This is a genomic window from Burkholderia sp. BE17, assembly GCF_009362305.1.
Taxonomy (GTDB): domain Bacteria; phylum Pseudomonadota; class Gammaproteobacteria; order Burkholderiales; family Burkholderiaceae; genus Burkholderia; species Burkholderia pyrrocinia_C.
The window spans coordinates 55,131-67,049 of sequence record NZ_WHNU01000012.1 but is presented as its reverse complement, the minus strand read 5'-3'; the positions used below and the strand labels follow the sequence as shown (position 1 = coordinate 67,049).

Annotated in this window: 12 protein-coding genes; 6 read left to right on the top strand and 6 right to left on the bottom strand. The window is 68.2% G+C overall.

The genetic code is table 11. The features are described from left to right. Positions 1 to 13 precede the first annotated feature (13 nt). Positions 14 to 316, top strand: coding sequence for a DUF4148 domain-containing protein (locus tag GD429_RS12610; protein ID WP_034179597.1), 303 nt, complete (start codon positions 14 to 16; stop codon positions 314 to 316). 132 nt (positions 317 to 448) lie between these two features. Here GD429_RS12610 and GD429_RS12605 read toward each other — a convergent pair whose 3' ends face one another. Further along, the gene (locus tag GD429_RS12605) at positions 449 to 1,396 is read right to left on the bottom strand and encodes a LysR family transcriptional regulator (protein ID WP_152857230.1); all 948 of its coding nucleotides are present in this window, start codon (positions 1,394 to 1,396) and stop codon (positions 449 to 451) included. A 201-nt stretch (positions 1,397 to 1,597) separates the two neighbouring features. Here GD429_RS12605 and GD429_RS12600 point away from each other — a divergent pair, with 201 nt between their 5' ends. Together GD429_RS12600 and GD429_RS12595 are read left to right on the top strand one after the other, a co-directional pair. Next, a complete protein-coding gene (locus tag GD429_RS12600) occupies positions 1,598 to 3,781 on the top strand; it encodes an FUSC family protein (protein ID WP_152857229.1) in 2,184 nt (727 codons plus the stop codon). 136 nt (positions 3,782 to 3,917) lie between these two features. Further along, complete coding sequence (locus GD429_RS12595) at positions 3,918 to 4,130, top strand: hypothetical protein (protein ID WP_152857228.1); 213 nt, start codon at positions 3,918 to 3,920, stop codon at positions 4,128 to 4,130. 120 nt (positions 4,131 to 4,250) lie between these two features. On the opposite strand, the gene GD429_RS12590 is transcribed toward GD429_RS12595, so the two are convergent. Both GD429_RS12590 and GD429_RS12585 read right to left on the bottom strand, forming a co-directional pair. Beyond that, positions 4,251 to 5,360, bottom strand: a complete 1,110-nt coding sequence (locus GD429_RS12590) for a P1 family peptidase (RefSeq protein WP_152857227.1) — start codon at positions 5,358 to 5,360, stop codon at positions 4,251 to 4,253. 64 nt (positions 5,361 to 5,424) lie between these two features. Further along, on the bottom strand, positions 5,425 to 6,831 hold the full coding sequence (locus GD429_RS12585; RefSeq protein WP_152857226.1) for an APC family permease: 1,407 nt from the start codon (positions 6,829 to 6,831) through the stop codon (positions 5,425 to 5,427). A gap of 132 nt (positions 6,832 to 6,963) precedes the next feature. On the opposite strand from GD429_RS12585, the gene GD429_RS12580 reads away from it, so the two are divergent. After that, positions 6,964 to 7,764, top strand: coding sequence for a helix-turn-helix transcriptional regulator (locus tag GD429_RS12580; protein WP_152857225.1), 801 nt, complete (start codon positions 6,964 to 6,966; stop codon positions 7,762 to 7,764). A gap of 138 nt (positions 7,765 to 7,902) precedes the next feature. Then, positions 7,903 to 8,286, top strand: a complete 384-nt coding sequence (locus GD429_RS12575) for a hypothetical protein (RefSeq protein ID WP_152857224.1) — start codon at positions 7,903 to 7,905, stop codon at positions 8,284 to 8,286. Positions 8,287 to 8,357: 71 nt separating this feature from the next. On the opposite strand, the gene GD429_RS12570 is transcribed toward GD429_RS12575, so the two are convergent. Both GD429_RS12570 and GD429_RS12565 read right to left on the bottom strand, forming a co-directional pair. Beyond that, a complete protein-coding gene (locus GD429_RS12570) occupies positions 8,358 to 8,663 on the bottom strand; it encodes a panthothenate synthetase (protein ID WP_131946776.1) in 306 nt (101 codons plus the stop codon). 188 nt (positions 8,664 to 8,851) lie between these two features. After that, positions 8,852 to 10,291 carry a cytochrome P450 gene (locus GD429_RS12565; RefSeq protein ID WP_152857223.1) on the bottom strand — a complete coding sequence of 480 codons (1,440 nt, stop codon included), beginning with the start codon at positions 10,289 to 10,291 and terminating at the stop codon, positions 8,852 to 8,854. An 87-nt stretch (positions 10,292 to 10,378) separates the two neighbouring features. Here GD429_RS12565 and GD429_RS12560 point away from each other — a divergent pair, with 87 nt between their 5' ends. After that, positions 10,379 to 11,314 (top strand): helix-turn-helix domain-containing protein, encoded by a 936-nt coding sequence (locus tag GD429_RS12560; RefSeq protein WP_152857222.1) that lies wholly within the window; start codon positions 10,379 to 10,381, stop codon positions 11,312 to 11,314. 62 nt (positions 11,315 to 11,376) lie between these two features. Here the strand turns inward: GD429_RS12560 and GD429_RS12555 are convergent, their stop codons facing one another. Beyond that, a complete protein-coding gene (locus GD429_RS12555; protein ID WP_152857221.1) occupies positions 11,377 to 11,754 on the bottom strand; it encodes a nuclear transport factor 2 family protein in 378 nt (125 codons plus the stop codon). Between the last annotated feature and the right edge of the window lie 165 nt (positions 11,755 to 11,919).

Below are 11,919 nucleotides of genomic sequence, written 5' to 3'. Positions count from 1 at the left end.
CCAGGAGAACCTCGTGAAATCGCTCGTCGTTACCGCCGCCGCTGCCGTCCTGCTTGCCGCACCGGCCCTGTCGTTCGCCCAGTCGGCGAAGTCGCCCGTCACGCGCGCGCAGGTGCTGCAGGAACTGGTCGATCTCGAGTCGGTCGGCTACAACCCGGCGCGCGGTGAAGCCGGCAACTATCCGGAAGACATCATGGCGGCGCAGGAACGACTGCAGGCGAAGCGTCTCGCGGAACGGAAGGCCGCGCAGGCCGCATACGGCCCGGCCGGCGAGCCGGCAACCGAATCGGGCACGGCGGCGAAGCCCGCGCTGTGACGACGTGACGAAGCGCATCGCCCGCATGAATCGTGTGCTGCGGGCGATGCGCTTGTTGCGTGTGCATGAAGAAGCCTGCCGCGCGATCACCGGCCTTCGCAACGTATCGACGTGCCGGTGCGCGCCCCGCCCTCAGGCGGCCTGCGGTTCGCGACCGAGCGCGTTCAGCATCTCGACGTCGCGCGCGATCATCCCCGGCACCTGCGCGCGCAGCATCTCGACCCAGGTCCGCACTTTCGCGTCGACGAAGCGGCGCGACGGATACAGCGCATACACGTTCATCTTCTGCAGGATATGTGCGGGCAGCACGCGCACGAGCGTGCCGTCGCGCAGCGCGTCGATCGCCGAGTACAGCGGCAGCATGCCGAGCCCGATGCCGTCGCGGATCGCGAGTGCGAGCGATTCGGCCGTATTGGTCTGCACCGGCCCGGCAACGTGGATCTGCTCGACGCCTTCGGGCCCTTCGAGCACCCATTCGTGCGTCGGGAATGCCGGCGTGCACAGCGTCAGGCACGCGTGCGCGGCGAGATCCTGCGGACGGGCGGGCACGCCGTGCCGTTTCACATAGTCGGGCGACGCGCACAGGATGCTGAACGTCGATCCGAGCAGGTGCGACACGAGTTCCGAATCAGGCAGCGACGACGCGGTCACGACGGCCATGTCGCTCGTGCCGTCGAACAGGTCGGGCATGCGCTGGGACAGCGACAGTTCGATCGATACGTCCGGGAACTGCGCGTGATAGCGCGTCAGCGTGGGCAATACATAGTGATGACCGACACTCGCGAAACTGTGCATGCGCAGCACGCCGGCCGGCCGTTCGTGCGCGCAGCTCGCCTCTTCTTCCGCGCGGTCGACGTCGGCGAGGATCTGGCGGCAGCGCCGCAGATAGCTTTCGCCGGCCGACGTCAGCGCGAGGCGGCGGGTCGAGCGATTCATCAGGCGGGTGCGCAGGCGCGCCTCGAGCTCCGACACCGCGCGCGACATCGCGCCCGTCGTCGAATTCAGCGATTGTGCGGCAGCCGTGAAGCTGCCGGTCTCGACGACGCGCGAAAACACCCGCATGTTTTGTAGGGTATCCATTCCTGTGAGCAACCTGTAGCGGAGCCGCTATTTTCCTCCACTGGATGCGACAGATTGTTACTCCGGCTGCAACTATCGTTTCCCGGCAGCTGCGTTAATGCGCGGGCGCCGCACTCCTACAATCGGCGCCTCACCAGTCGAACGGACCCGTTCGGATGCGCCGCGGCACCGTGCCCGGCCCTGCACGGGCCCCCTCTTTTCATGAAGCCACAACCTGCGATCGAGCGAACTTCCATCGAACCGGCACGATGGCGATCATGGCTCGATCCGCTCGGCGACGCGGCACGCGACTGGGCCGTCAGCGACGGGCTGATCTGGCTGCACCTCGCGAAGACCGTGTTCGCGGCGCTCCTTGCGATGGGCATCGCGATGCGTCTGGAGATGTCGCAGCCGCGCACGGCGATGACGACCGTGTTCGTGCTGATGCAGCCGCTGTCGGGGATGGTGTTCGCGAAGAGTTTCTACCGCATGCTCGGCACGGCGGCCGGCCTCGTCGCCGCGCTCGCGCTCGGCGGGCTGTTCGCGCAGCAGCCCGAGCTGTACATGGCCGGCATCACGCTGTGGATCGGCGGCTGCATCGCGCTGGCGGTGCGCAACCGCCACTTCCGCTGGTACGGCTTCGTGCTCGCCGGCTACACGGCCGCGCTGATCGGCCTGCCGGCGGTGATGACGCCGCAGACGCTGTTCCAGTCCGCGCTCACGCGCGCCGCGGAAGTCGCGCTCGGCATCGCATGCTCGGGCGCGGTCAGCGCGTTGATCCTGCCGCTCAGCTCCGCGAAAGCGCTGATGCGCTCGCTGAGCACACGCCACGCGACGTTTGCGGCCTTCACGGCCGGCGCGCTCGCGGGCGACGTCGCACGCGGCGATTTCGAGCGGCGCTTCGCCGATTTCGTCGACGACATCGTCGGCTTCGAAGCGAACCGCGCGTTCGCATCGTTCGAGGATCCGCACGTTCGCGCGCGCAGCCGCCGGCTCGCACGGCTGAACAGCGAATTCATGAACGCATGCACGCGCCTGCATGCGCTGCACCAGCTCGTCAAGCGCCTGCGCGCGAACGGCTCGGACGCGGTGCTCGACGCGCTGGCGCCGCACGTCGACGCGCTCGCGCAGCGGTTCGCCGCGTTGCGCGACGAGCGGCAGCACGGCATCGCGCCGGCCACCGGTGCAATGCTCGAACTGCGCCGCTTCCACGGTGCGTTGCCGAAGGCCGCGCGCGCGTCGCGGCGGACCATCGAGGAGCATGCGGCCGGCGGCGTGCTCGACTTCGATACCGCGATCGAACTGCTGTACCGCTTCATCGGCGAATACCTCGGCTACGCCGACACCTACGCGTCGCTCGACCAGGACGATCACGCCTTCGAGCGCTCGGTCACGCATTACGCGGTGAAGACCAATTCGTTCTTCGTCGGCTTCGCGTTCCTGCGCACGCTCGTCGCCGTCGGCGCGATGAGCGCGTTCTGGATTGCGTCGGAATGGCCGAGCGGCTCGCTCGCGGTGATCGCCACCGCGATCGCGTGCGCGCTCAGCTCGACGTCGCCGCGCGCACCGAAGTTCGTCGCTCAGATGGGCGTCGGCGCGGCGTTCGCGACCGCCGTCGGTTACCTGTTCCTGTGCTACGTGTATCCGAACATCGACGGCTTCCCGCTGCTGTGCGCGACGCTCGCGCCGGTGCTCGGCCTCGGCGCGTTTCTCGCGATGCGGCCGGGGCTGTCCGGCTACGGGATCGGCTTCGCGGTGTTCTTCTGCCTGCTCGCGGGCCCCGACAACGCGATCGCGTATACGCCCGAGGTGCTGATCAACAACGGGCTGGCCGTCGTCGTCGCGATGCTCGCGTGCTCGCTGGCGTTCGCGGTCGTGTTCCCCACCCATATGCCCTGGCTCACGGGCCGCATCGCGCACGACCTGCGCCGCCAGGTCACGCTTGCATGCGAAGGCGCGCCGGACGGCCTCGCGCAGCGCTTCCAGTCGAGCACGCACGACCTGATGGCGCAGTTGCGCACGCTGCTCGTGCGACGCACGCGGCAGCATCGCGACGCGCTGCGCTGGATGCTGTCGACGCTCGAGGTCGGCCATGCGGTGATCGACCTGCGCGACGAACTGCACGCGTTCTGCGAAGCGAAACCGCCGCAGACGCTGCGCTGGACCGGTTCGATCGACGCGGTGCTGCACGAGCTGCCGCGCTTCTTCGACGATCCGACACCCGGCCACCATGCGCGCACGCTGAAATCGGTGAACCTCGCGATCCGCGCCGCGCAGCACACGCTGCAGGCGTGGTACGCGGTGCCCGACGCGCGCCGCCGCATGCAGCGGATCGTCGGCTGCCTGCACTTCATGCGCAGCGCGCTGCTCGACAAGGACGCACCGTTCAACCGGCGCCGCCATTGAACATCGATGCGCGCACAACGGGATCCTTGTTCCGAATGGAAATAAGCTCTACAGGCGCGGTGATTAATCTTTAAGCAGTGCGAGCCTATAGTTTCCTCACTGCCAGCGAGACTGGCACTCACCCAGGAGAAACAAAATGAAGCCGCTGCACCTCGCCCTCGTTGCCCTGTCGCTCGCCGCTGCTGTCGCCCACGCACAGCCGGCGCCGGCCGACGCCGCACCGCAACAGGCGAACCGCACCGAAGCCGTCAAGGCCGCAGGCCGCGTCGATCGTTCGCAATCGAAGCAGGAAGACCCGAACGCCTGTGTCGGCCCGGTCAGCTTCTGCAACATCTACTTCGGCAGCTGAGCATGACGCCGCGTCGTCACGGCCAGGCCCGCATCGAATCCGCGGGCGGGCGGCGGACCGGCCGATCGCCGCATCGCCGCCCCGCTCCACGCCGCTTCGATTGAAGCGGCGCCTGCCGTTTCAGGCGCCGCGCCCCGGCCGCCAGCCCACTTCGCGCAACGCATCCAGCAGGCGCGCCTGCCCGAGCCCTTCGACCCGCGCACCGCGCGATTCGACGTCGCCGCCCGCGACGAGCGCATTCACGATCGCTTCCTCCACCGCCTCAGCCGCCGCGACGAACAGCGCGGAAATATGGTCGTTGTTGACCATCTTCACGCCGGTGGTCGGCGCGCCCTTGTTGCCGTAGTTCGCGGCCGGCAGCCCGTCGTTACCCGTTGCGAACGCAAGGAAGATGTCGCCGCTCGAATCCTCGGTGCCGCCGCCGACGCGCGCGAGCCCGACGCTCGCGCGCTGCGCGATGCGCGTGCACTGATGCGGCAGCAGCGGCGCGTCGGTCGCGATCGTCACGACGATCGAGCCCATGCCGGACTCGCCTGTCGCGTCGGGCGCGCGGAACGGCGAATGCACGTGGCGCAGCACTTCGCCGACCGGATAACCGGCCACGCGCAGCATCTCGCGTACGCCGTAGTTCGCCTGCACGAGCGCGCCGACGGTCCAGCCACCCGCATCGGCCGCGAGCACGCGCGACGCGGTGCCGATGCCGCCCTTGAACTCGTGGCAGATCATGCCCGTGCCGCCGCCCACGCCGCCTTCGGCAACCGGCCCCGACTGTGCGGCGGCCAGCGCGCGCTGCACGTGTTCGGCGCTCACGTGCTGCCCCCAGATGTCGTTCAGCAGCCCGTCGTAGGTTTCCATCACGACCGGCATGCACCAGTACACGCGGCCGGCCGCCGCTTCCCGCTCGTTCGCGACGAGCGCGTCGCGCACCGCGCCGACGCTGTGCGTGTTCGTATAGGCGATCGGCGTCGTCAGCAGGCCGGCCTCGCGGATCCATTCCAGCCCCGTCGCGTCGCCGTTGCCGTTCAGCACGTGCACGCCCGCGAAACACGGCGAATCGTGCGCGGCGCCCGCGCGCGGCTCGATGACGGTGACGCCGGTGCGGATCGATGCGTCGCCGTTCTCGACGTTCAGCGTGCAATGCCCGACCCGCACGCCCGGAACGTCCGTGATCGCGTTGAAGCGGCCCGGCGTGCCGAGTCCGATGCGGATGCCGAGATCCCTCGTGCGCATGATGCAATTCCTCCAGTCTTTCAATGGTTCGGTGTTGCGGTGTTGCAAGGTGGCGATCCGGCGTTCAGAGCGCACGGAACGCTTCGCTGTGGCGCGCCCAGACGACGTACATCACGAGTGCGGCGACCAGCAGCACAGCAATGATGACCAGGTCGGTCGGCTTCGTCGCCGTCGCCAGCGTCGTGTAGAGCGTGTATGCAGCGCCCGCTACCGCGACGAGCGGCGTCACGGGCCACAGCGGCATCCGGTAATGATGTTCGACGTCGCGGCGCACGAACCGGCTCGCCAGTGCAGCCAGCCCGACGACCAGATAGATCAGCAGCAGCAGGTCGACCGTGAACGCGGTCAGCTCGTCGAGGCTCGACACGAACACGAGCCCCGCCGACGGCACCGCGAGCGCGATCGTCGCGAGCCACGGCGATTCCAGGCGCGGATGGATCGTCGAGAATGCGCGGTTGCAGGTGCGCGACCAGAGCGCGTGCCGGCCGCTGCTGTACAGCAGGCGGCCCATCGTGATCACGATCGCGATGATCGCGTTGAACACCGACAGGAAGATCCCGGCGCTGACCACGCGCGACACGGCCGGGTTGCTCAGCGAACGCACGACATAACCGATCGGGTCGGCGCTTTTGGTGAGCTCCGTCAGCGACGGCGCGCCGAGCACGATCGCGGTGAGCGGAACCAGTTCGACGACGAGGATCACGAGCAGCGAGTAGATCACCGCCTTCGCGACGTTGCGGTTGCCGCCGCGCAGATCTTCGGCGAGGTATGCAGCGGAGCCGAAGCCGTTGTAGCAGAAGATCGCCGTGCCGATCGCGGGCACGATGGCGGCGAGCGTCGCCGGCACGAGCGCGTTGCCGCTCGCGACGACCGGCGCGACCAGCACGTCGGCGCCGCGATGCAGCGAGCCGAAACCGAGCCCCGCGATCAGCATCAGCACGCCGATCTCGACGACGAGGAACGCGCCGGTGATCCATGCATTCGTCTTGATGTTGAGCATGCCGAGCAGGTAGCTGAGCAGCACGATCGTCAGCGCGACGGACTGGTTGCCGAAGTGCGTGCCGAGCGCGTTGTTCAGGTACGGCGCGGCGCCGCTCGCGAGCACGGCCGGGATGAACACGCTGACGGACAGCACCGTGATGAAGGTCAGGTAGCCGGGCAGCGTGCCGAACACGCGCTTGGCCATCACGTATTCGCCGCCCGCGCTGCGGTGCGCGGCGCTGAGCTCCGCATAACAGAGCGCGAATGCGAGCGCGAGCACGCCGCCGAGCAGGAACGACAGCACCGCGCCGCTGCCGGCCTGCTGGATCGCGAACGGCGCGATCACGAAGATCGAGCTCGCCGGCGTCACGCCCGACACGGTGATCATCACGGCATCGCGCACGCTGAGCGTCTGCGACAGCGCGTGCGGCGCGTTTTCCGTTGCGGGCGCCGCTTGCAGCGTGCCCGTCGATTCCGACATCATCGCCATTTCGTTCTCCTGTGCTCCTGTGCTGCGCTTTTTTGAACGCCCATACTCGGGCCCGATTGATTGCGTGGCAGTCTAGGAAGCCAATTTCAGGACCGCTATTCCCCCTTCGTGTTACGCCCTTCCGGTGGTGGTATGGATCGTCTCTTCTCCGAAATCGCGATGCACCAGGCGCTTGGCCGCGCAATCGATCATCTCGGCCAGCCGCGCTTCTGGCGGTTCCTGGTGCTGCTGCTCAATGAAATGGCGCCGTTCGACAACGCGCTCGCGACCGCGATCGGCCGCGACGGCGTGCCGCTCGTGCTCGACGAGTACGACACCGGCGGCACCGACACCGCGTCGCCGGTGCCGCTTTACCTGAATGGGTTATATCTGCTCGACCCGTTCCTGCAGGCCGCGCACGACGGGCTCGCCGACGGCTGCTACCGGCTCGAGGAAGTCGCGCCCGACCTGTTCCGGCAGAGCGAGTATTTCCTGAGCTATTTCCGCGATGCGGTCGGCGACGATGAGATCCAGATCCTGGTGCGGCCGAATGCCGACACGCTGCTGTCGCTGTCGCTCGGTGCAGCCGCGCGCTTCGACGTCGAGCCGCTCGGCAAGCTGACGGCCGCGATGCCGTGGGTGCTCGCGACGATCCGGCAGCACTGGCGGCTGGTCGGCGACGCCGCGCGCACGACGCCCGACGCCGATCTCGGCGCGCGCGTCGAGCAGGCGCTCGCGCGCTTCGGCGCGGGCGTGCTGACCGATCGCGAGATGTCGATCGCGAGGATGGTGCTGCGCGGCAATTCGTCGAAGGCGATCGCCGAACGGCTGGCGATCTCGCCGGAAACGGTGAAGGTGCATCGGCGCCATCTGTACGCGAAGCTCGGGATTTCGTCGCAGCCCGAGCTGTTTTCGCGATTCATCCAGGCGCTGGGAGAAGATGCGGTGGGATGAGCGCACCGATCAACACCGACGGCAACGGGCGCTGAATCGTGCAATATCCGTGAATCGCCGCATGCCATGGTCATCCGGTGAAGCAAGCACGGATGTTCCGTCGACAACGAAGTTGCCTCGAAACAGGAATCCCGAATCATGTCGCTCGTTCCGCTCGTCGGACTCGGCTGGTTGCTTCTATGTGTCGTCAGCGTCGCGTCGATCGTGCTCGTGCCGCCGCTGCTGCTGGTCGCCTGCCTGATGGGGAAGAATGTGTGGTCGATCCTGACCCGCGGCCGGCTGCAGTTCGCGTTCCTGGCCTACCTGGGTTCCGCGCCGGTGCCGGCGGTCTTCACATTCCTGCTGGAAGCCGGCGCGGCGGCCGGGAATGCGGGCGGCGTCGCACCCGACAGCCTGTACAGATGGAACGAACGCTGTTTTTTCATGTTCCTGGGTGCGGCTGCGCTGAGCGGCTTGCTGTTGCTGCTGCGGCCGAAAGACAGGCAAGCAGCAAACGTCGAGCCGTCACAGTCTGCGCAATAGCCGGCACGCGAACACCGCGCCGTGCCCCTGCCCGGTTTTCGGGCAGGGGCACGGTCATGCGCAGCGTCTTGCTACCTCCACTTCGCGCCGAGTTGCGCGAGCCCGGCGTTCCGGAGATCGTCCGGCAGCATCACCACGCGGAACTCGCAGTCTGCATTCAACATCAGGAACCACGGCTCCGCGAGCGCCGGGATCTGCGACGGGTCATCCAGATTGACGATCACGACCGCCCCGCGCCCGCCGCTCTGCTCAGTGAAATACACGGCCTCCGGCCTGACCGCTTCGAGTATTCGCGAGATCACGTCGCCGACGCTGCCGTCGCGCACCAGCGTGTTGAACGGCTCGTGAGGGATTCGTATGTTGAGAAGCATGCGCATGACCATCCTCCTTGGGCTCCGCCCGGCCTGGGCCCTTCAAGCATAGGTGCTACGCGACGCCGCGCCAGTGGCGCCGCAAGCAGTTGCCGGCACGCATTCACATTTCGACGATTCGATGACACCGCGTCGCACAAACGGCAATCGCGCGCGCGATGCAGGCCGGATCGAATCGACCGCTTATGCACCCATCATGCGGAGACCGTATCGGCCGTCAGCCCCGTCGGTTCGATCGCCAGATGCAGCGCCCGCTCCGGCCGCAGCGTCACGTTCAACACCGCGCGCGGCGGCGTCATGCCGGGCGGCACCGACAACACAAAACGCTGCAGGATCATTGCGGCCACCACTGTCATCTCCGTCATCGCCAGATGCTGCCCGAGGCATACGCGCGGGCCCGTGCCGAACGGCATGTACGCGCCGCGCGGCAGCGCGGGCGCATCGTCGGCGAAGCGCTCGGGCCGGAACGCATGCGGCTCCGGAAACCGTCGTTCGTCGAGATGCATCAGTTGCAGCGGCAGCATGAACAGCGTGCGCGCGGGAAACTGCCACGCGCCCAGCGCGACCGGCCTCGATGCACGGCGGCTGATCAGGATCGGTGCGGACGGATACAGGCGCAGCGTTTCGTCGAGCGTCTGCGTCAGGTAACGCAACGACGATCGCGTCTCGGCGGACGGCGCGCGACCGCCCAGCACGCGGGAAACCTCGTCGCGCGCGGCGGCTTGCACGGCCGGATTCGTGGCCATGCACCATGTCCACCAGGTCAGCGCCCCGGCCGTCGTCTCGTGGCCGGCCAGGAACGCCGTCACGCACTCGTCGTGCACGGCCTGCAGCGGCCATTTCCGTGCATCCGCCCGATGCAGCCGCAACAGGCGCGACAGCAGATCGTCGGGCCACGTGTGCTCCGGCATGTCGAGGCGCGCACGCAGTTGCCGGTCGATCAGCCCGTTCAGCACCGTCATCGCCCGCACCTTGGCGCGCTTCCACGGCACCCAGTCCGGCGTGCTCGCCGGCTGGTAGAACGCCGCGTTGGCCGCAGCGCTCACCACGCGCACCGCCTCCTCGGCCGCGCGTGCGTCGTCGCCGATCGTATCGGAGAACATCGTGCGCATGATCACGTCCATCGCGAGCGACGTCAGCGCGCTTTCGATCGGCCAGTCCGGATCGCGCGCGGGCCACTGCGCGAGTGCATGGTCGGCCGTCGCCGCGATCGCCGGAACGAACGCCTGAACCGGTTTCGGCATGAAATTCGGCTGCAGCGCATGCCGCTTGTCGCGCCACGCATCGCCCTCGGCGACCAGTACGCTATGGCCGTGGACCTGCGCGAACACGCGGATGGCGCGCTCCCAGCGCCCGAACGCATCGTGATGCGTGACCAGCAGTTCGCGCACGAGCGCCGGATCGGTCACGACCACGGCGTGCTCGGGCCGCACGCGCAAGTGCACGACGTCGCCGTACGCGCGCTGCCAGCCGGCCAACGTGCCGATCAGGTCGCGCGACATCGCGCGCAGCAGCCCCCACCCCGTCAGGCCGGCACGCGGCCCCGGCGGCCATACGCCGGGCGGGTGAAGCACGGGCGCCGGCGCTGCGGTGCCCGCATGGAATGGACATTGGGAAGAGGATCGTGTGTTCATGCGCCGGATTGTCGGCATCGGCGAGCCGGCGGTCTTGAACGCAAACGACATCGACACGCGTGCGGCCGGTCCCTATACTCCGGCGTCATGTTCTCCGGACCGCCATCGATCCCGCCGTCATGCCCCGATCCGCTTGCGCGCGCCCCCCGTGTGCAAAGCGGCGGACAGTCGCCGCACGCGCGGCTGCATCCCGCGCCGGCCGCGCTGCAGGGCGCGGTGGTCGCGATCGTCCTGTGCGACACGCGTGGCGTCGCGTTGAGCGACGCGCAGCGACTTTCGCACTTTCCGGCCACGCCGTTCGTCTGCGTGTCGTGGTATCGGGATCTCGACGTGGGCTTCATCGAACCCACGGCCGACGGCCCGCAATGGCGCCCCTTCGGCGCGGCCGCGACGCTGTCGGGCAGCCACTCGGGCCCCACTGTCGCGTGGGCGCCGACGGGCGGGCTGGTCGGCATGATCTGTTTCACTGCCGACGCGGCGCGGACGCTGTTCGGCATCGCGCTGCCGGACATCCACGACCGCGTGCTCGACGCGCATGCCTGCCTCGGCCGCGACTGGCATCCGTTGCTCGATGCACTGATCGGCGCGGATCGCGACGCCGACGTGCTGGCGGCGATCGATCGCCATCTCGCGCCTCGCTGGCAGGCGCTTCGGCCCGCGACGCCGCTGTCGTCGCTCCGCAACGCGGGGCGCAGCTGGGTCGAGCGCCTCGCTCTGCAGGCGCGCGAGTGGCGAGGCACGCACGGCCCGCGCCAGGTCGAGCGGCGCATCAAGTCGTACAGCGGCCGATCGCTGCGCGAATGGCAGGCGCTCGTCAGGACGGAAAGCACATTCTTCGCGGCGCGCGACCGGTTCGAAGCCGGCGCCGCGTTCAACTGGGCCACGCTGGCGCTGGAAGAAGGATTCGCCGACCAGGCGCACCTGAGCCGCGAGGTCAAGCGCATCACGGGATTCTCGCCGAGCGAATTCACGCAACGCTTCATCGAAGACGAATCGTTCTGGATGTATCGGCTCTGGGTGTAACGCGGCGGCCGATCCCGCCCGGTCATCCGTTTCGCGATGAACGGCCCGCTCGCGTCTTCCACTCAAGCGTGCGGTTCGACGAAGCCGCCTTCAGGCGCAGCGTGCGGCACGTTCCAGCCGAAGTACACCTCGGCCTCGACGATCCGGCCGTCGCGGATAAGCAACCGCTCCGCGTTCCTGAATCGTCTGCCGTCGGCCGTTTCCGCCTCGTACACGACGAACACATGCTCGCCGTGAACTGCAACGTCGACGAAATCGAAGCGCGCCAGCGTCACGCTGTTCGGCCAGCAGCGCCGGAAATACGTGTCGCGGTCGAGCCGGTTGTCGAGCGGGCTCGTGAAATGGAAATCCGGCGCGATCAGCGCTTCGATCGCGTCGCGGTCCTTGTCGGCATATGCGCGGTAGCTTGCGCGCGCAACGTCGCCCGGGTTCTGAAGCATCGTCGTGACCTCCTCGAAGAATCGGCGTGCGCCTCGCTCGCACCGGTGCAGATGTTTCGGCGGAACGCGTCCGTTGCCATCCACGCGAACCCGCATCGGCCGGCAGCCCGCGCTTTCCATCGTAAGCCGCCAATGCCGCGGTTGCCCGATTCGGCGGGCACGGGC